Source organism: Vibrio sp. D420a (assembly GCF_030248625.1).
In the GTDB taxonomy this organism is placed as follows: Bacteria; Pseudomonadota; Gammaproteobacteria; order Enterobacterales; family Vibrionaceae; genus Vibrio; species Vibrio fortis_A.
Window position 1 is genome coordinate 60,093 of the sequence record NZ_JAHGAN010000003.1, and the last position, 20,296, is coordinate 80,388.

Annotated in this window: 17 protein-coding genes and 2 pseudogenes; 13 read left to right on the forward strand and 6 right to left on the reverse strand. The window is 46.3% G+C overall.

Annotated elements, in window-relative coordinates; all coding sequences use genetic code 11:
* Window positions 1–5 precede the first annotated feature (5 nt).
* Together KI743_RS04030 and KI743_RS04035 are read right to left on the reverse strand one after the other, a co-directional pair.
* Entirely contained in the window at window positions 6–692 is a 687-nt protein-coding gene (locus KI743_RS04030; RefSeq protein ID WP_032553455.1) for a PspA/IM30 family protein, read from the reverse strand.
* An 11-nt stretch (window positions 693–703) separates the two neighbouring features.
* Complete coding sequence (locus KI743_RS04035) at window positions 704–1,090, reverse strand: DUF2170 family protein (RefSeq protein ID WP_150868529.1); 387 nt, start codon at window positions 1,088–1,090, stop codon at window positions 704–706.
* Between the two features lie 596 nt (window positions 1,091–1,686).
* Between KI743_RS04035 and KI743_RS04040 the strand changes: the two genes are divergently transcribed.
* The 5 genes from KI743_RS04040 (at window position 1,687) to KI743_RS04060 (ending at window position 7,201) form a co-directional block, all read left to right on the forward strand.
* Window positions 1,687–2,985: a nucleoside permease gene (locus KI743_RS04040; RefSeq protein WP_150897101.1), complete on the forward strand. Its 1,299-nt coding sequence runs from the start codon at window positions 1,687–1,689 to the stop codon at window positions 2,983–2,985.
* Between the two features lie 86 nt (window positions 2,986–3,071).
* Window positions 3,072–4,094, forward strand: coding sequence for an ADP-ribosylglycohydrolase family protein (locus tag KI743_RS04045; protein ID WP_285465196.1), 1,023 nt, complete (start codon window positions 3,072–3,074; stop codon window positions 4,092–4,094).
* Window positions 4,084–5,037 (forward strand): PfkB family carbohydrate kinase, encoded by a 954-nt coding sequence (locus tag KI743_RS04050; RefSeq protein ID WP_285465198.1) that lies wholly within the window; start codon window positions 4,084–4,086, stop codon window positions 5,035–5,037. The genes KI743_RS04045 and KI743_RS04050 overlap by 11 nt, the downstream gene beginning before the upstream one ends.
* Before the next feature lie 64 nt (window positions 5,038–5,101).
* Window positions 5,102–6,322, forward strand: coding sequence for an OFA family MFS transporter (locus KI743_RS04055; RefSeq protein WP_285465200.1), 1,221 nt, complete (start codon window positions 5,102–5,104; stop codon window positions 6,320–6,322).
* 135 nt (window positions 6,323–6,457) lie between these two features.
* On the forward strand, window positions 6,458–7,201 hold the full coding sequence (locus KI743_RS04060) for a GntR family transcriptional regulator (RefSeq protein ID WP_285465201.1): 744 nt from the start codon (window positions 6,458–6,460) through the stop codon (window positions 7,199–7,201).
* Window positions 7,202–7,287: 86 nt separating this feature from the next.
* Here the strand turns inward: KI743_RS04060 and KI743_RS04065 are convergent, their stop codons facing one another.
* Window positions 7,288–9,267 carry a methyl-accepting chemotaxis protein gene (locus KI743_RS04065; protein ID WP_285465202.1) on the reverse strand — a complete coding sequence of 660 codons (1,980 nt, stop codon included), beginning with the start codon at window positions 9,265–9,267 and terminating at the stop codon, window positions 7,288–7,290.
* 341 nt (window positions 9,268–9,608) lie between these two features.
* On the opposite strand from KI743_RS04065, the gene KI743_RS04070 reads away from it, so the two are divergent.
* Both KI743_RS04070 and KI743_RS04075 read left to right on the forward strand, forming a co-directional pair.
* Window positions 9,609–9,782, forward strand: a complete 174-nt coding sequence (locus tag KI743_RS04070; RefSeq protein WP_172974289.1) for a hypothetical protein — start codon at window positions 9,609–9,611, stop codon at window positions 9,780–9,782.
* A gap of 91 nt (window positions 9,783–9,873) precedes the next feature.
* Window positions 9,874–10,461 (forward strand): TetR/AcrR family transcriptional regulator, encoded by a 588-nt coding sequence (locus KI743_RS04075; protein ID WP_032553461.1) that lies wholly within the window; start codon window positions 9,874–9,876, stop codon window positions 10,459–10,461.
* Between the two features lie 60 nt (window positions 10,462–10,521).
* On the opposite strand, the pseudogene KI743_RS04080 reads toward KI743_RS04075, so the two are convergent.
* A pseudogene (locus KI743_RS04080) lies at window positions 10,522–11,883 on the reverse strand (fructose-specific PTS transporter subunit EIIC); the annotation flags it as partial.
* Window positions 11,884–11,978: 95 nt separating this feature from the next.
* Window positions 11,979–12,393, reverse strand: a pseudogene (locus KI743_RS24615) (PTS sugar transporter subunit IIA); the annotation flags it as partial.
* 185 nt (window positions 12,394–12,578) lie between these two features.
* On the opposite strand from KI743_RS24615, the gene KI743_RS04085 reads away from it, so the two are divergent.
* On the forward strand, window positions 12,579–12,887 hold the full coding sequence (locus KI743_RS04085) for a PTS fructose transporter subunit IIB (protein WP_285407144.1): 309 nt from the start codon (window positions 12,579–12,581) through the stop codon (window positions 12,885–12,887).
* Window positions 12,887–13,660 carry a PTS sugar transporter subunit IIA gene (locus tag KI743_RS04090; protein ID WP_239840416.1) on the forward strand — a complete coding sequence of 258 codons (774 nt, stop codon included), beginning with the start codon at window positions 12,887–12,889 and terminating at the stop codon, window positions 13,658–13,660. Before KI743_RS04085 ends, KI743_RS04090 begins: the two co-directional genes overlap by 1 nt.
* A gap of 16 nt (window positions 13,661–13,676) precedes the next feature.
* Here KI743_RS04090 and KI743_RS04095 read toward each other — a convergent pair whose 3' ends face one another.
* Window positions 13,677–14,516 (reverse strand): helix-turn-helix transcriptional regulator, encoded by an 840-nt coding sequence (locus KI743_RS04095; protein ID WP_285465207.1) that lies wholly within the window; start codon window positions 14,514–14,516, stop codon window positions 13,677–13,679.
* Between the two features lie 379 nt (window positions 14,517–14,895).
* Between KI743_RS04095 and KI743_RS04100 the strand changes: the two genes are divergently transcribed.
* The 4 genes from KI743_RS04100 to KI743_RS04115 all read left to right on the forward strand — a co-directional run bounded on the left by KI743_RS04100 (window position 14,896) and on the right by KI743_RS04115 (window position 20,246).
* A complete protein-coding gene (locus KI743_RS04100) occupies window positions 14,896–16,800 on the forward strand; it encodes a fructose-specific PTS transporter subunit EIIC (RefSeq protein ID WP_285465209.1) in 1,905 nt (634 codons plus the stop codon).
* A gap of 93 nt (window positions 16,801–16,893) precedes the next feature.
* Complete coding sequence (gene manA, locus KI743_RS04105) at window positions 16,894–18,111, forward strand: mannose-6-phosphate isomerase, class I (protein ID WP_285465211.1); 1,218 nt, start codon at window positions 16,894–16,896, stop codon at window positions 18,109–18,111.
* A gap of 259 nt (window positions 18,112–18,370) precedes the next feature.
* Entirely contained in the window at window positions 18,371–18,811 is a 441-nt protein-coding gene (locus tag KI743_RS04110) for a PTS sugar transporter subunit IIA (protein ID WP_285465213.1), read from the forward strand.
* A 13-nt stretch (window positions 18,812–18,824) separates the two neighbouring features.
* Window positions 18,825–20,246, forward strand: a complete 1,422-nt coding sequence (locus KI743_RS04115) for a fructose-specific PTS transporter subunit EIIC (RefSeq protein ID WP_285465215.1) — start codon at window positions 18,825–18,827, stop codon at window positions 20,244–20,246.
* Window positions 20,247–20,296: the final 50 nt, after the last annotated feature.

Here is a 20,296-nt window from a genome sequence, read left to right on the forward strand (position 1 = left end):
AGAAGCTACTTCCCGAGAATTCGAGCTAGTTCGTCTTCAGCTGACGTACTTCCCCCAGACACAATGCCAGCATCCGCCAACTTCTTATCTAAACTACTACCAGATTGCTGTTCATGGAGTTCTTGTGCAGCTTCAAATTGTGCTTGCCTTTCATCTTGACGACGCTTAATACGATCTAAAGACTCAACCGCAGTATGCATTTTTGCATTAGCACCAACATTTGTTGCAGATACAGCGGCCTGCGCTTTTTGAACTGCTTCATTGGCTTTAACAACGTCAACTTGCTGTTCTAATTGGCGTAATTTGTCTTTCGCTTGTGCGATATTCGTACGCATAGATTGCTCAGACTGAGTAAACTGCTGAAAATAAGCCTGTTCCGCTTGTTGTTCGCTACGCAGCGTCGCAACCTTTGTTGCACACTCCAACGCTAGATCCTGTTGGCCTTTTTCCATCGCTGAACGTGCATGCCCTTCGTATTCAGCTATTCCACTATCGAAGCTCGCGACTTTCTGTTCTGACAGCTTTCTTTTTGCAATGATTTTAACTAATGCTTCATCTGAACGGCGCAACTCCTCTTTTGCTTCTCGGATTTCTTGATCAAGAATCCTTAGAGCTTGGTTGTCCGCTACCGCTTCTGCCGCTTCATTTGCGCCACCTTTGATGGCCGTTACTAGTTTTTTCCAAACACTCATCTGCTCTCTCCTTATAAGTATTCTTGGTAAAGGTCGATGAATGCCTCAACGTTTCTAAATAGAGTAGCAACCTCAATGACCACACTCTCTTTTTTAGATTGAGACGACAATGAACCAAACGCTGTGTAATAGCTCTCACCATTCACGTCATTAATCCCAATAGTTGATAGAGGGAACATCTTGTGCGTACGCAGGATTGTTTCATTAAGCGCATGCTTATCCTTGACGTCAGATTGAGAGAACAACAAGACTTCAACCAATATCTGTTCCCCTGAAACGGCTAAAAAAGCATTAATTCCATCTTCGTTTTGTATCAAGATAGACTGCTCAGTTGACTCAACACTCCAACCCTGATGCTCACTTAAGAGCACTTGTAACTCATTAGTATTCCAATTCATTATTTGTTGCCTTTTGACGTTCAAACCAAAGCATGACTCGTGTCTTATTAAACACGCACTTAAGAAAGCCGCTTTTATTGCATTAAAAACAAACACATATGTTATAAAAGCGAACCAAATTGTATCTTTAATCCATTTATCAATCCCACTTTATACATTTTTTATGTGTACTTCATTGCATAATTACAATGTAAGTTCCTTTTCCAATCATCAATCTCTCTATCAATACAGTCGTATAGCACTCCATGTATTAAATACAGCGTACCTTTACGCATAAGAAAAGTAGTCACGCAATACACTTTAAGGTTACCGAAGCGTGGTTACAGGAGCGTCTCCAGAGAAGAGACAAATAGCTAAGGATTACGTTTGTTCCCCTTAATGTAGCTTCCGGGTCAAACATGCTTAAAAAAGTCCGTTTAAAAACCGACAGTTAGCGAATAAATGACCACCCAGCACGACTTAACCTAAGATCAAAGAGACCAAAGATCGTCAACGATTGCGATAAATAGATCACAAAACAACCCAGTTGGTATTGTATTGGTATTATCATTTGAAATACCATCAATGCGTACCCTACAGTACCAAAGGACAAAATAATGAAAATCACAAACATCAAACTCTCTTCAATGATGTTCATTGAATGGTTTATCTGGGGCGCATGGTTTGTCCCCCTATGGCAAATACTCAATACCAATGGATTTACCCCAACAGAAATCGCATGGTCTTATGCTTGTACGGCAATTGCTGCGATCCTGTCACCGATCCTTGTTGGATCTATCACTGACCGCTTCTTCGCTGCGCAGAAAGTACTTTCTGTTATGTTGATTGCGGGTGCAGCGCTCATGTACTTGGCCGCACAACAAACTGAGTTCGCTACCTTCTTCCCACTTCTGTTGCTGTACTCGCTGACTTACATGCCAACGATAGCGCTAACCAACAGTATCGCTTTCTCGAATGTAGAAGATGTAGAGCGTGACTTCCCGCGCATCCGTGTAATGGGCACCATTGGTTGGATTGCTTCTGGTATTGCGATCGGTTTCCTTCCTGGATGGTTGGGCTACGGCGATATCTCATCGAGCAACATCCCACTGATTCTGACGGCGCTAGCTTCTGCTGCTCTTGGTATCTTCGCACTCACGCTGCCTGATACACCACCAAAGAGCACTGGCAAGCTTAGCCTTAAAGTGATGCTTGGCCTTGATGCTATCGTGTTGTTGAAAGACAAAAATTTCTTAGCTTTCTTTGTTTGTTCTTTCATGTTCAGCATGCCATTGGCGTTCTACTACATCTTTGCAAACGGCTACCTAACTGAAGTCGGTATGAGCAACGCAACGGGTTGGATGACCCTAGGCCAGTTCTCTGAAATCTTCTTCATGCTGGCTCTACCCTTCTTTACTAAACGTTATGGTATTAAGAAGGTATTACTTCTTGGTCTCTTCACGGCAGCAGTCCGTTACGGCTTCTTCGTCTACGGTAGTGCAGAAACGTGGTACCTATACTCACTGCTATTCGCCGGCATTTTGCTACACGGTGTGAGCTACGACTTCTACTTCGTGACCGCTTACATTTACGTAGACAAAAAAGCACCCGCTCACATGCGTACCGCGGCACAAGGCCTTATCACTTTGGGTTGCCAAGGCATCGGTAGTCTATTGGGTTATCGCTTAGGTGGTGTGCTGATGGAGAAAATGTTTGCCTACGACGAACCACAAAATGGACTCACGTTTGACTGGGCAGGTATGTGGGGCTTCGGCGCCATCATGATCGCCATCATCTTGGTCATCTTCATGTACTTCTTCCGTGAACCAAACGGCGAGATCAAAGAGATCGAGATAGACAATCAAGCGGGTAATAACCCATCCGAGCAGACCCAAGCGGAAAAAGCTCAAGCATAATTTTATACCTGCTCAGCCTCTATCCTAGCCTTCATTATCGCTAGAGGCTGAGTAGCTTTTAGATAACCTATTTTTGGTAAAGTAAGATGAACATTTCAAAACAAGACAGAATTCTGGGTACTTTTTATGGTCAGGCACTGGGCGACTCGATGGGAATGCCTTCTGAGCTATGGCCACGCAGTCGAGTGAAAGCACACTTCGGTTGGATTGACCGCTTCTTACCGGGCCCAGCAGAAAACAACGCCGCTTGTTATTTTGATGCTTGCCAGTTTACCGATGACACCTCTATGGCGCTTGCTCTAGCAGATGCGATCATTGAGTGTGATGGCGAGATCAACCCAGACATTATTGCCCGTAACGTTCTAAGCTGGGCAGAAGGGTTTGATGCTTTCAATAAGAACATCTTTGGTCCAAGTTCAAAAGCTGCGATGCGCGCGATCAAAGAGGGCACATCCATTGAAGAGCTAGAAAACAATGGCGTGACCAATGGTGCTGCCATGCGTGTATCACCAATGGGTTGTTTAGTCCCAACCACCAGCTTGGACACTTTCATTGATCAAGTAGCATTAGCTTCAAGCCCAACACACAAATCGGATGTCGCGATTGCTGGTGCAGTTGCTATCGCTTGGGCGGTATCGAAAGCAATTGAAGGCCATAGCTGGAATGCGATTAAAGACCAGTTACCTGCCATTGCCAATGCTGCTCAAACTAAGAACGTCACCACATTCAGTGCTTCAATGGGTGCTCGAATTGAACTCGCACTTATGGTGGCTTCTGAAAATAGTGGTATCGAAGAGCGCATGGAGAAGATTTACAACTTAGTCGGCGCTGGCGTGAGCACGATTGAGTCCGTTCCTGCAGCTATTGCCATGGTTGAACTTGCGCAAACTGATCCAAACCGCTGTGCCATTTTATGTGCCAACCTAGGTGGTGATACCGATACTATCGGAGCAATGGCAACAGCGATCTGTGGTGCGTTGAATGGTATTCAAGCGATTGATACCGAACTCAAGCAACAACTCGATGACGAAAACCAGCTCGACTTTGCTGGCTACGCTGCAACCTTCTTGCGACTAAGAGAAATTAAGGAGAAAGAGTATGCCTCATAACGCACTTATTTCGCTTATTCCAACACTTAAAAACAAGCGTCAACTGTGTTTGATTGGCGCGGCAGTGGTCGACATCGTAACCGAAACCCCCGCCCTACCAGAGCGCGGAACCGACGTAGAACTCACAGAAAAAGGCATCCATGTTGGCGGCTGTGCATTGAACATCGCAATTGCGCTGAAACAACTCGATGTTGAATCAACCAATGCGCTGCCGATCGGTCAGGGTCAATGGGCAGACATCATCACAGCATCCATGGCTGAAAAGGGCATTCACAGTAGCCTAAAAGACAGCTCAGGAGACAATGGTTGGTGTCTGGCTCTTGTCGAACCGGATGGTGAAAGAACCTTCTTGTCGGTAAGTGGCGTAGAGAATAACTGGAGCGCTGAAACACTCAATCAGCTATCCCTTGAAGATGATGCCATTATCTATCTCTCTGGGTATCAGCTCTCTTCAGCATGTGGCGAACAGCTCATCTCATGGCTTGAAACGCTACCAAGCACTATCGACCTATTCATCGATTTCGGTCCGCGTCTTGGCGACGTACCTCCAACACTGTTTAAACGACTCATCGCACTCAAACCGATTGTGTCATTAAATCGCCAAGAAGCCGAAATACTCGGTATGCAAGAGGTTAATGCCTTTGTAGAGGAGTGGTACAGCAACTATGCCTGCCCACTGATTTTACGTATCGATAGTGATGGTGCGCTGTTCGCGACAGCCGAAGGCTATGGCAACGTAGCGCCATTTAGAGCGACAGTCGTCGACACAATCGGTGCAGGTGACACTCACGCAGGCGGTGTACTTGCAGGGCTAGCCTCTGGTTGGGAACTGGCCGATGCCATTCTTCTCGGCAACGCGGTTGCTTCATATGTGGTGAGTCATGTTGGTGGCGACTGTGCTCCTGATGTCAATCAAATCACCCAATACCTCGAGCAGTATTAGGCCTAACTCCAACTCACAAGGCTCAGTTTCGCTGAGCCTTTTTTATACCCTTCTGGTCATTAACATGAACAATAAAGCAAAAAAGATCTTACTCGCTAGCTGCGGGATCAATCTCTGTATTGGTGTGCTCTATACATGGAGCGTGTTCAAGAATGCGTTGGTTGAACAAGGCTGGAACAACACCCAAGCCTCAATGCCCTACACTATCACCATCATTACGTTGTCGATTGCCTTACTCATCGCCGGACGTATTCAGGACAAAATAGGCCCCAAGCGAGTGTTAATGACGGGTACCTTATTTGCTGGCCTTGGCATGGTATTGGCCAGTCTTTCATTAACACCCATTAATCTTAACTTGAGCTTTGGTGTGATCACAGGCGGCGGTATCGGCTTTGCGTACGCCTGCCTAAACCCAACGGCGATGAAATGGTTCCACTCGTCTCAGAAAGGGATGGTTAATGGCCTGCTCGCCACCGCTTTCGGATTGGCAGCCATCTATTTGGCACCACTCACCAGTTATTTAATAGACATTTATGGCTTGGAACTCAGCCTTAGATATCTCGGTATGGGTTTGATTACAATTGCCTTCCCGTTGGCTTGCTCGATTACAAACCCACCAGCCGACTATCAAGCGCAAGGAAAAACGGTTCAAAAGAACCAAGCGACTAGTCAAAACGATTACGCTTGGCGTGAAATGCTCGCTACCAAGCAGTTTTACTTACTATGGCTAACCTATGCGTTTGGAGCAGCAGCGGGTTTAATGATCATCGCTCACATCACCTCTATTGCGGCGCAGCAAGCAAACATCATGCAAGGAGCGTATTTGGTGGTGACTCTTTCTATCTTCAATTCTGCAGGCAGGTTTGTCTCTGGTGTACTCAGTGACAGAATTGGTGGTCTCAAAACGCTCGCGATTGCCTTGGCTCTGCAAAGCATCAATATGCTCGCTTTCAGCCAATTCGTTTCCAGCCAGACACTGATGTTCGGCGCTGCTTTAGCGGGCATCGGTTACGGCACTTTGTTAGCGGTATTTCCATCGATCATGGCGGATCTCTATGGCTTAAAGAACTTCGGTGCAAACTATGGCGTGCTTTACACAGCATGGGGGATTGGCGGCTTTATCGGACCAATGCTCGCGGCTATCTCTGTTGACTGGTATGGCAGCTACACTTTAGCGTTTGGCATTTGCGCGGTACTCGTCTCTGTCGCTGTAGTTCTCACTTTTCAGGTTAAGCCGATATCCGCTAACAGCCTTCCACCCAAAGCTCTAAATGCAACAGTGTAATCGGCAACGAGAACATCTCGCTCGCACTCATAATCTAGGGTGAATCCAGGTTTCACCTTAGATTGTTCATTTCTTTTTCTGCGCTTCGCAAATCAGGTATACTTCTATCAAATATAAAAGCGAAAACAGACCTTTATGAGCACCTACCAGCCTTTGCTAACTCTCATTCAAAACCGAATCGAGCAAAAAGATAAATCACCGCTTTACCTAAAGATTGCGGAATCAGTCAAACTGGCGACTGAGCAAAAACTTCTGAAAGGCGGAGACTTTATTCCAACCGAGCGTGAGTTCAGCGACAGATTGGGCGTATCTCGTATTACGGTAAGAAAAGCACTCGATGTATTGGACAAAGAGGGCGTGATAGTTCGTTCGCGCGGCTTAGGCACCATGATCAGTGAAACCGTTGAATACTCAGGTAAAGAAGCGACGGGCTTCTCGCAGCAGGCTGTTTTAAAAGGCAAAAAACCAGACACTTTGTGGATCAAGAAAGATGTCATTGAGTGTTCGTCAGAGATTGCGAACAAGCTTTCCATTAAAGAGAATGAACAGGTCTTTTTACTTAAGCGCGTTCGTTACATTGACGAGCAAGCCGTCTCGATTGAAGAGTCTTACGTCCCTGCTCACTTGATTAAGAACCCAGATGAGATTCAGCTTTCGCTGTACGATTATTTCCGTAGCCAAGACATCTCTCCAACGAAAACTCAGAGTCGCGTATCGGCGCAAATGCCAACTCAAGAGTCGCTGGAAAAGTTAGCAATCGACAATAACGTACCGGTACTCCTCATCGAGCAGACCGCTTACGACAAACAGGGCGTGCCGATCGAGTACAGCATCAACCATTGTCGTGGTGACATGTACGTATTTGTCAGCGAAGACTAACCTAATCCAAAATAGAAAAAGGCCCGTGAGACTTAACGAATCACGGGCCTTTTCTTTATCTTGATGCTCTATGTTTCAAGTAATCTCTATCGCTTAAACACGTTAGACAGCGTTTTCAGTGAAGACGCAAGCTCAGCTTGATCACGAGCCGTAACGGCAATCTGAGTGGCACCTGTGGTTGATTCTGTCGATTTCTGTTCTACTGAAATAACATTCTTGGCGATATCCTGAGTAACAACCGCTTGCTCTTCAGTAGCCGTTGCAATCTGCTCTGCCATACTGAATATCTCACCGACCGAATCGGAAATACTTTGCAGGCTTTGCTCTACATCACGCGAATCTTCTACCGCTTTTTGCGACATTTTTTGGCTGTTATCAATGACGTCAAATGCACTTTGAACATCGGTTTGCAGGGCTGTTACAAAGCCTTCGATCTCAGCCGTCGACTCTTGAGTGCGCTGCGCCAATGTTCTTACTTCATCCGCAACAACCGCAAAACCACGACCTTGCTCGCCAGCACGAGCCGCCTCAATCGCTGCATTCAGTGCTAATAGGTTAGTTTGCTCAGCTACCGATTTAATCACATCAATAACACTGTTGATGTTGCTGCTACTCTCATTAAGGTGTGCGATCTTATCTGCTAAACCATTAATCTCATTAGCCAGATGCTCGATTGAGTGGTAAGAATTTTGAACCGTTTCTAATCCAACCTTAGATTGCAGATCAGCAGTTTGCGCTGAAGCCGCCGTTTGCTGAGTCTTATCTGCCACCTCGTTAACCGTCGCTGACAACTCCTCAGTTGCCGTTGCGATTAAACCAATTTGATCTTGTTGCTCGACCAATGCATGAGAGTTGTAATCACAAGTCTGTGACGTCTCTTCTGCCGCAGAAGCCAACGACATACTTGAGTGAGACAGCTGATCCATCACGTCTTTAAACTTCTCTAAAGTCGAGTTCAAAGACGCTGCAATTTGACCAAGCTCGCTGCTCCCTTCGTATTTAGCGCGCACTGTTAGATCATTGCTATCGCGAACACTTGCCATCACCGACGTTAGATTACTGACTCGCGTTGTTAGGTCTCTCACTACTTTGATACCGACGAACAGAGCAACCAAGGACACAACCGCGAACAGCGCAATACTGAACAACATCTGTGTTTGCGCCTGCTGAGCTTTATGTTCGGTGAGGTTAATCAATGAACCTGCAAGATGATTTTCTGTCTGTTTCAGTTTAACGATGCGTCCTGTTGATTGAGCAAACCAGTACACTGGGTCTGTATCAAATCCACTCATGGTCGATTTAGCGACTTCTCTTAAGCGTTTTACTTCATCAACCGCTTTATCATTAAGTTGCTGCTCAAAAAACGCCACATTTTGTGGTGTGCTCAGCTCTCTAAAGTTAGAGAAATAAGTATCTTGCTGCGTAACCAGTGAGATGAACTTCACCAACATGCCATCACCAAACTCATCTTTAGAGAAGGTATTGCTTAAAACGGCACGCTCGATACCCGCTCTCTCTTTACCTTGCAGGAAGTTGTAGTAAGCGATGGTCTCACGAGTGATCACCGAATCACTGCTTAAATCAGCAATCAAAGAAGACACACTCAATAACTTAGCGTTAAGCTGGGTGTAATAAGCAAGCGCCTTCCCTAAAGGGATAGTTTGTGCATCAACCTGACGACGAATGTCTGTTATTTGGTTGAGGCCTTGAGAAATTGTTTGATTAAGTTGTGTAATCTCTGGCAATTCCACATTTTGTGATTGCCAAAAGTCGTTACGAGCAGAACGCTTTCGGTTGGTTAGATTGCGTTGATCGCCAAGCTCTTTACCAAACTTGGTGCCTTTAGCCCCCAAGAAACCGGCCGTCATACCGCGTTCTTTCTGAAGCTCGTGTACCAGTTCACTGTACACCACAGAAAGGCGAGTTAATTGATTAAGGGTCTGCATCTCTTGCGATGTATTGACGCTTTGCGATATAGCTGAAGCACTGAGCCACAGAAACCCAAGTATGGGTAGAATAAGTAGGGCAAATATTTTTTGCTTGAACGACATGTCCGTTAGTTTCATAAACCTTTCCTAGCAGCTGACGAATCTTTATATCCCGACTGTGGCACACTTCTTACTTGGTACACCTTTACCGAGATCATTTAATTATCAAATTAATCAATAAATGTGCCATCCTGAGATATCACCCGGTCAAAATAACAGCTAAGCTCATAAAACATAGGGCTTTATCTGGTTTCTAGAGGCTCGGCACTACCTAATAAGTCTATAAGTGACATACAACACAATAAGTATATGCCCAAATAAACAACAAGTTGCATTATATTGGTGCGTATTGCGGTGGAGATCCGAATGGGTATAATGCGCCACTGACAAAATTGACGAACTATAAACGAGGCAAACGTATGAAGTGTCCTTCTTGTGAAGAGCATGTTGGTTGGGACTGGATTGAAGATGAAGCTATTGAGCCCAACGAAGAGTTCGAATGCCCAGAGTGCAGCGAAACCTTGATGTACACCATCGATGAAGGCACCTACTACGGTGCAGAACACAAAACCGTTGAAGTGGTTGATAGCTAATAGCCACTGCTACAGATCGTGAGATCCTTTACTCTCACGCCGACCATGCTTAAAATGTTGAACACGTGTTCAAAGTCTTTAAGGTTACCCAATGGCAAATACAGCGAAATTCGATAGACAAGAAGTGATCGACAAAGCCACCAATCTCTATTGGGAAAAAGGCTTTCACGCCACGTCAATGCGTAACCTGCAAGACGTGATCGACATGCGACCAGGTAGCATCTACGCCACCTTCGGTAGTAAAGAGGGTCTGTTTAAAGAGACACTGGCTCGCTATACCGAACTGGGTAAAACGAACCTAAAGCGTGCTCGTGAAGAAAACAGCTCGCCACTTAAGGCACTTGAAAGCTTTGTTCGACGTGCGGTCGTTGAGTCAAAACAGAGCGCGCCCAATGGGATGTGTATGCTTTCCAAAACGGTTGCAGAGCTCACCAACGAGCACCAAGAGCTACTGGATGAAGCGAAGAAGTGCCTAGTGGTTATGGAAGGTGAGTTTGCCAAATTGGTTGTTGAAGCGCAGCAACTTGGTGAAGTAGAACAGAGCCGTGATGCCAAGCAGCTTGCTCGCCATGTACAGGTACAAATCGCAGGCTTGCGTACTTACGCAAAAACTTGTGATGACTTAGATCTGCTCAATACCATGGTTGAAGATATCTTTAAGTACCACCCTTTCAAATAAAGTGATTTGATAACGTCGGTGGGATTGGCTCTAGTATTAGAGAGCCAATCTACTAGCCAATCACACTTTACGAAGAATCAGCCCTTGTCCGTTGAGCATCGCATCCTTGGTGCCAACATCGACAATCTTCTTACCTCGGAATCGTTCCACCTCTTTAATCGCCACATCATGAGCGAAAATCACTAATCGCGCGTGGTCGATGTCCTTTTGCGTAATTCGGTTGCCAATCCCGTTCGCACCTTGTGTCTCCACTTTGATTCGCACACCTAATTGCTGAGCGGCTTTCTCTAAAGACTTAGCAGCAAGGAAGGTATGAGCGACACCAGATGGGCAAGACGTGACAGCCAACACATCGGCTACTCCCTCTTCCGTAACAGAGCCACCGAGTTCTTGATGGCTATAACCTTGCTCGTCTTCATCAACGGTCTTCTTCAATAAGATCACCACCAGAGCCGTTGTAAGAGAACCCGCTAAAGTGCCCGCAATATAAGCAATTTTACCATCTACAACAGGTAGAACGATCCACCCGCCCCAAGGTGCATGGTTAATTACATGGAACATGAAACCAATAATATTGCCGACAATCCCTCCCGCGACTACCGCAGGCAACACGCGAGCAGGATCAGCCGCAGCAAAAGGAATCGCCCCCTCGCTAATGCCAATCATGCCCATTATGCCTGCCGCTTTTCCTGCTTCACGCTCATCTCGTTTGAATTTTTTGGGAGAGAGGAATGTGGCCAATGCCATACCCAGTGGTGGCGTGCAGATTGCGATACCAACACCGCCCATTAGCCAAGGCTGAGTATTGACTTGTGTTTGGGCAAACAAAGTGGCGACCTTATTGATCGGCCCTCCCATATCGAAGGCTGTCATTCCACCGAGTACTGCGCCTAATACAACTTTGCCAGACCCTGCCATTTCGGTCAGCATCAGGTTCATCTCCGTCATAAACGAGGCAATATGCGAACCTATACCCCACATCACCACACCGCAGGTCACAAAGGTTCCGACGAGCGGATAGATAAAGATTGCACTCAATGCAGTCATGCTTTCAGGCAGCTTTATCCGTTTCAACAATTGAACGGTATACCCCGCGACAAAACCCACGATAATCGCGCCTAGAAAGCCGGTTTGATATTGCTCTACCGCCACCCAAGATCCGATCATGCCTGGAGCCAAACCCGGTTTATCAGCCATCGAATAAGCGATGTATCCGCCGAGCACCACGGTAAACAGAGTCAAACCTGCAACACCCATTTGCGCGACGTCGGCCAAGAAGCCAGATTGAGGTAACGCAGCTTGCCCAGTCAGCATGACTGACAGCGACAGCAACACCCCGCCCGCCACCACAAACGGAATCATATGCGAAGTGCCATAGAGCAGGTGTTCTTTAACGCGATTGAGAGCTTGAGTATAAGGGCTGCTGACGATTAGCTGTTCGTCGATGGATTGATACCCAGTATTTGAAAAAGAGGAGTTCGTATCGATATCTGAAAACAGCATGATGACATCATCAGCTGACTCTGCCGCCTTCAATTTTGTAACAAAGCCATCTTCGATAAATTTGGTCGAGACTTGCGCGAGAACTTCGATGTGATGTTCATCGTTATTGTCTGGAGAGGCGAGCATAAAGAAGACGTCCGAACACTCCCCTGTTTCAGCGCCGTAATCGATCCCTTGACGGCTGATACCAATCGCAATCGCAGGTTTAGATACCGAGCTGCTCTTGGCATGAGGAATCGCGATACCATCATCAAACCCTGTATTGCCTATTGATTCTCGCGCCCACAGTTCTTCAAGGAAGAGTTGTTTATTCGAAAGCTTACCGGCACCATCGAGCATCTCCACTAGCTCTTCAAACACTTGCTGTTTGGTCGTTGCCTTGAGATCCAAGCAGATCGTATCAGATTCAATGAAATGTGTGATGTCCATAGCGGCTCGATATTACTGAATATATAAGGTTAGGTTAGCGGTCAAAACCACCCAATCATATAGCACTAAACATGCATTAACTGGATTTTTGTAACCAAGAAATCAGAGTGTGAAGTGAGACTTTTGAATTCCAAACAACTCCCTCTAATATTTAAGGGCTTTCTTCATCTAAACAGAGAACCATCATGAGAATTGTAGCGGTAACTGCGTGCCCTACAGGCATTGCCCATACTTACATGGCTGCAGATGCACTAACTAAAACAGCGCCTAAATTTAATGTTTCGATCAAGGTCGAGACACAAGGAGCAATGGGCGTTGAAAACCAACTCAGCGCGCATGATATTGCCCAAGCCGACCGTGTGCTGATTGTCTCTGATATCGAAATAGAACAACCGAATCGCTTCGATGCTAATAAGACCGTGCGCATTGCGATGGAAGACGTGTTGCTCAGCGTAGAGAAGGTCTTCATCAAATACTGTCGCAGCTGTTCATGATCCCAGAATATCAACTGACGTTTTTTGTCGACAACGCCTCCGCTAGTGCGCACGCGGCCCAACCGCTTTGCCGTCTTGCTCGCAAGTTCAAAAGCTCTATTCGTATCATCAACATCACTCAAGGTCGTGCTGCGGACCTCTCTAAATCCGTGGCTCTTCTGCAAGTTGGGCTGCTTAAAGGCGATCTGGTTCAGATTACCGCAGTCGGACTTGATGCGGAATTGGCGTGCTTTGTTCTCAAAGATGTGATTGCCGAGCATTATGTCTTGGTTGGATCTCAGGTTAATCACGAGTTCTCGACCGATTTGATGCAGCGTTTCCCTCAGATAAGCCCACCGTGTGAGGTTGATTGGCATCACGCCAAAGCGCAAACTCAGCTCACCAAATTCGAGTGTTTGAAAGGCTTAGCGCACCTTATCTACCCGGAGAATCCGGATGAACTGATTCTGTCATTCATTCGACGGGAAGAACGTTCTTCGACCTGTGTAGCACCGGGAATTGCACTCCCTCATGTAATGTTTGAGCATTGCGAGAGAATGTCGATAGCTGTGATTGTTAGCGAAGATCAGATTGATTGGGCGTCCAAGATTGGACAAGTGTATGTCGCGATAGCACTGGTCATGCCGACCAAACCACAGAGAGAGCAGATCATTGCAGCGACCAATCTGACACGCAACCTACTCAATGATCAGATCACCGAACGTTTGCAAAAAACCAAAAGTAGCATCGACCTGCAAGCCTTGCTGATGTACCTCACTTCTCGTTTACTGTAAGTACTCAATCCCCAGATTAGATAGAGCTACGATATTCGCTCGGCGTTCTTCCTGTACGATTTTTAAAAACTCGGCAGAAATAGTTCACATCTTTAAAACCACAACGTACAGAGACTTCATTGAGCTTAAAATTATACTTCTTGAGCATGAACTTGGCGCGGTCGACTCGCACGCGTGTGATGTACTCGGCCAGCGTCATATGGCCTTGTTGGCGGAACATTCGCGACAAATGGTTGGAGGAAATACTAAAGCGCGAGGCGATGCTGTCACGGGTGATCTGACGATGGAAGTTCTCTTGAATGTAAATACAAATGCCCTGATACACATCCTGTACTCGACTGTGAGACTTCTCGACAGGCGCATCTAACATCGTCTTGCTGTATTGCAGCAGGGCTTGCAGCAACAACTCATCCATTGGTTGCTTGTTACTCTCGCGTGCTAATGAACTGAGTGCCTCAAGAATATTGTCAATGGCAAAGCCAGAACGAGTCTGAATACTGTGCTTTTGAATATCATAAAAGTTCTCTTCGCCTTTGCGCTTACTCACCAAGCTTAAACCAAGCTGACGACGCCCAAACAGCATGCTTAGCACCGAACAGTCCGTATCCCAGTTAGGTTTATTCCAACAGTTAGGTGGGATGAAAATCGCATCTCCTGCTTTCGCAACAACGTTAGTGATCTTACGGTCATGACTCTCCATTTCATTAATATACTCACCGTCGAGCACCAGCTCTAAACGCGGAAAGTTCACCTGATAACTGAATGCTGAAGGCGTGTGGAAATCTCCAGCAAACCAGATGTTATGAATTGGTTCTCGTTCGTTTAATACCGATGAGATTAGGTCATGAAATATCATTGTTTCGAACTCTTATAGGCAGCAATACGGCTGCAACAATAGATATACTCCTTAGTGAAACATAGCGCTATTGAGCAAAATCACAATCTGAGATCTAGGTTACAAAAATCCAGTATTGGAAATAAATATCCAGTCTGCATCCAGATTTTGAGCACCGTTATCACGATAAAAAAGTCACCCTAACCCCTTATCAATAAAAGCCTTAACGACTCATAAAGGCTGTCAATACGCCCCCAAAATAGTGCTCCTAAACGATCAAAATCACACTCCATTTAGAAGGCAACAATCATCCAGTAAATGCGTTTTTTATTCACTACAGAAGGCAAGTAATCAATTTCAGAATATCCCTAACAAAATAAAAACAGAGTAGGGGTTCATTATGATCACAACACTGATCAATCAAGATTTGATTAAGCTTTCGCTTAGCGCCAATTCCAAAGAAGACGTATTTAAAGAGCTGATAGACGTGCTATACGCACAAGGCCGAATTTCAGACAAAGCTCAGTTTCTTACCGACATTAAAGCGCGAGAAGAACAAGGTAATACCGGCTTTGAAGAAGGCATCGCCCTACCACACGCGAAAAGTAGCGCGGTAATCAAACCCGCGGTTGTTATCGGCGTGCACAAACAAGGTATCGACTACGGCGCCGATGATGGTCAACCTTCGAAACTGTTCTTTATGATTGCCTCTCCCGATGGTGGCGACAATCACCACATTGAAGTACTGGCAGAGCTTTCTTCAAAATTGATTGAAGAAGGTTTCATTGAGAACTTCATGAATGCCGACTCCGAGCAAACGGCATTGGAACTACTACTGACGAAACCAGAGCCAGTTCAAACCGAAGAAACGACAGAAACCCAAGGCTTCATCATTGGTGTCACAGGTTGCCCGGCTGGCGTGGCGCACACCTATTTGGCAGCAGAGGCGTTAGAGAAAGGCGCAGCAGCACTTGGCTACGATGTTAAGGTCGAAACTAACGGCTCTATCGGCGTTAAAAACAGCCCAACTCAAGAAGAGATTGAACGTGCAGACGCGATTGTCGTGGCTTGTGACAAGCAGGTCGACATGGCTCGTTTTGCCGGCAAACGCGTTATCTGCACCAACGTAAAAGCGCCAATCAAAGACGCGCAAGGCTTGATTAAACAAGCACTCAATGCGCCAAGCTACCAAGCAGAACAAGCGCCAACCAACCAATCCGTTGCCGAAAAAGCATCACAAGCGCGCTCAGACCTTTACCGTTACTTGATGAATGGCGTATCACACATGATCCCATTCGTAGTGACGGGCGGCCTTTTGATTGCCCTAGCCTTAGCGATTGGTGGCGAGCCAAGCGAATCTGGTATGGCGATTCCTGCTGGCAGCATGTGGAACCAAATCTTAGAAGTCGGTGTGGTTGCCTTCACCCTAATGATCCCGATCCTGGCTGGCTACATTGCTTACGCGATTGCTGACCGCCCTGCTTTAACCCCTGGTTTGATTGGTGGCTGGATTGCCAACAACGGTTCTTTCTATGGCGCTGACGCAGGCACAGGCTTCATTGGCGCAATCATCGCAGGTCTATTAGTCGGTTACTTCGTTAAATGGATTACTTCGTTTAACTACCACAAGTTCGTTCAACCGCTTGTGCCTATCATGATCGCTCCGATCACTGGCTCTCTATTCATCGCAGGTCTATTCATCTTCGTCATTGGTGCACCTATCGCGGGACTAATGGATGCGCTTACAGCACTGTTAACTAGCATGAGCACAGGTAACGTAGTTCTACTTGGCATCGTACTCGGTGGCATGGCTGGCTTCGATATGGGTGGCCCGTTCAACAAAGTAGCGTTCCTGTTCTCGGTTGGCATGATTGCCAGCGGTCAAACTCAATTCATGGGTGCAATGGCGTGTGCAATCCCAGTTGCTCCGCTGGGTATGGCTATCGCAACCAGACTTGGCCGTAAATTCGACCTGTTCGAGTCTTCTGAAATCGAAGCAGGCAAAGCTGCAGGTGCGATGGGCTTGGTGGGTATCTCTGAAGGTGCGATTCCTTTCGCCGCTCAAGACCCAATGTCGGTTATCCCTGCCAACGTGCTTGGCTCGATGACTGCAGCGGTTATGGCGTTCTCGTTTGGTATCACCAACAGCGTTGCTCACGGTGGTCCTGTGGTTGCTCTACTTGGCGCAATGAACTACCCACTGCTAGCACTTCTGTGCATGGCATCAGGTGCGGGCGTAACTGCGGTTACCTGTATCGCCCTTAAAAATCTACGCAAAGCCAAGCTAACAACAGCAGCGGCTTAAGCCATTTCAAACCCAATGGCTTGAGCCCCTCTGCTCTCATATTTCATAAGGTCGAGTAAAGCTCAAGCCATGTTTCCCTTCATGGTGATTTCGATGTCTGATTTTTCTTTAGCGAACGATTCGTTCGCACAACGCTTTTTCTACCCTATGACCAACGTGATTCAAAACTACGCATGGGGTAGCCCTTCTTCGTTCAACCAACTGTTTGGAATTGATAACCAGTCTGGCGAGCCACAAGCGGAGATCTGGATGGGAGCTCACCCGAATGGTTGCTCAATGGTTAACGACAACGGGCAACAGACCACACTGTCGAGCTTGATCTCTAAGAACCTAAACCTGTTTTTGAGCGAGAAAGTGGCGAGTCGATTTGGTGAGCTCCCATATCTTTTCAAGGTGTTGGCAGCAGAGAAAGCACTCTCTGTTCAAGTTCACCCAAACAAGCAACAGGCGGAATCTGGCTATGCACTAGAAGAACAACAAGGCATTCCGATGACCGCAGGCAATCGTAACTACAAAGATCCTAACCACAAGCCAGAATTGGTATATGCCCTAACCGACTACACCGCGATGAATGGCTTTAGATCGATCAGCGAGATCCTAGAGAATTTTCATTACCTTGATATTCCAGAACTGCATTCTATGGTCAACGATCTCGCGGGCGACCAAACTCCCAATGGATTAGCCTGTTTCTTTGCAAGCTTGTTGTCTCTGGAAGGTGAACAAAAAGGCATGGCTTTAACCATGCTACTGATGAAGGCTAAGCTTTCTGATAAACGTGTATTCCAATTGATTTCAGAGCTTGAAGCTCAATACCCTTGTGATGTCGGCTTATTCGCTCCGCTGTTATTGAATGTGATTACCCTAAAGCCGGGGCAAGCCATGTATCTTGATGCCGAAACGCCTCACGCTTACATCAAAGGCACAGGTCTAGAGATCATGGCGAACTCCGATAATGTGCTGCGTGCCGGATTAACGCCTAAGTACATGGACGTGAACGAACTGGTTTCTTGTACTCGATTCAATGAAAAGCCAGCAGATAGATTGCTGCTCAACCCGATTGAGCAAGGTGATGTGATGGAATACGAAATTCCAGTCGAAGATTTTAAGTTCTCTATCGTGCAAAACTCACAGCAACGACAGATCACGACCGAAGGTGCCGAGATCCTATTACCACTCGACGAGTCCATGGTGCTCACTCACCAATGCGGCGAAACCTGCGTTATAGAGAAAGGCCAGTCGGTGTTCATTCCTGCTTACGCAGAGAGCTACAAACTGGACTGTATTGGCCGAGTAGCGCGCGCTTACAGCTAGCTTTCCAACAACTCACAACACTGTCTTCATGCCCTGCTTTTGCGGGGCATTTTTGTTTTTGACGAAGGCTATTAGCATGTCAAAAACCTAATCCAAAACGCCATCAAACATGACCCATCTCACACTGGATGAATGATGAAAATCACACTTAATTTTGCTTGGTACAAATGTGCAGTGAAGGGCTTTTATTTGCTATTTCGCGAATCGGGTTAATCCATTAATTTTAATTCAAGAACTTCAATAGTGAATGAGTTAATAAATGATCACACAACTAACTAACGTCAACTTAATTAATAACAACCTTCAAGCGAATAATAAAAGAGAACTGTTTGAAGAATTAGCAGGCATGTTATTTGAGAATAACCGAATCAGCAGTAAAGAAGCCTTTTTGGCAGACATTGAAATTCGTGAATCTCAAAGCATCACCTCAATGGACGGCATCGCTTACCCACACTCAAAAAGCAAGGCAGTAACTGAGCCAGCAATTGCGGTCGGTGTTAAGCGCGAAGGCATTGAGTATGGCGATGAAGACGGTATTAACCCAACCGTATTTTTTATGATTGCTTCACCAGACAACGGTGCTGACCATCATATTTATGTACTACAAGAACTATTTGGAAAATTCAGCGATGAATTTATTCAAGATATCCATAACGCAAAAGATGAACATCAAATCCTTAATATTTTAATTAATTCATAAGGCGTAGAAAATTATGAGTACCCTAGCAAACCACACTACGAATACCAGTAGTAATTCTAATAATAAAAATAGCGACTATAAAAAACTCCTTAGTACCATGAAAGGCCACCTGCTTTTTGGTACATCTCACATGCTACCTTTCATTGTAGCCGGTGGTGTTTTGTTGGCTTTAGCCGTCATGGCATCAGGTAAAGGTGCGGTTCCAGCAGACGGTTTGCTGGCAGACATCTCTAACATCGGTATCAAAGGCCTTGTTCTTTTCCCAATCATTCTTGGCGGCTTTATTGGTTACTCAATTGCAGACAAACCAGCACTGGCACCAGCGATGATCTCTTCTGGCATCATGGCGGACATGGGCGGCGGCTTCCTTGGTTGTATCGTGGCTGGCTTTATTGCCGGTGGCGTAGTGCTTCAACTTAAGAAGATCCCACTTTCTACCAACATGACAGCATTAGGTGCATACTTCATCTACCCGCTTGTTGGTACGCTAATCTCTGCAGGTATTGTAATGTGGGGCATCGGTGAGCCAATCAAACTGTTCATGGCTTCAATGAACGAGTTCCTAGCGTCAATGGCGGGTGCATCTAAGATGGTTTTGGGCACAATCCTTGGTGGTATGACAGCGTTCGACATGGGCGGCCCTATCAACAAAGTGGCAACCCTATTTGCTCAAACTCAAGTAGATACACAACCATGGTTGATGGGCGGCGTAGGCATCGCGATTTGTACACCACCTCTAGGTATGGCACTGGCAACTTTCCTATTCAAAAACAAGTTCTCTAAACAAGAACAAGAAGCAGGTAAAGCGGCGGCAATCATGGGCTCTATCGGTATCTCTGAAGGTGCAATCCCATTCGCTGCAAACGACCCAATGCGCGTTCTTCCTTCAATCGTTGCAGGTGGTATCGTTGGCTGTGTGTTCGGCTTCATGACAGACATCCTACTTCACGCACCTTGGGGCGGCCTAATCACAGCGCCAGTTTCAAGCAACATCCCAATGTACGTAGTTGGCATTGCACTTGGCTCACTAACCACAGCGGTTATCGTTGGCTTCTGGAAACCAGTCGCAGTTGAAACCGAAGAAGAGACAGTTGAAGCAGCACCAGTACAAGCTCAAGCCGCTCCAGTAGCAGGCGAAGGCGAATACGACATCGTAGCTGTAACTTGTTGCCCTTCAGGTGTTGCACACACCTTCATGGCTGCGAAAGCACTAGAAAAAGCAGGTGCGGCAGCAGGTCTAAAAATCAAGGTAGAAACACAAGGTCAAAACGGTATTCAGAATCGCATCACCGACCTAGATGTCGCCAACGCAAAACTGGTTATCTTGGCTCACGATATTCAAGTGAAAGACGCTCACCGCTTTGCAAACGCGAACGTGATTGAGTGTTCTACTAAGGAAGCGATGAAGAAAGCCGCAACACTGGTCGTCGCATAACCCAACGTCAAGTTAGCTCCTAACTCTAGAGCCCTCCCCCCTAAGGGCTC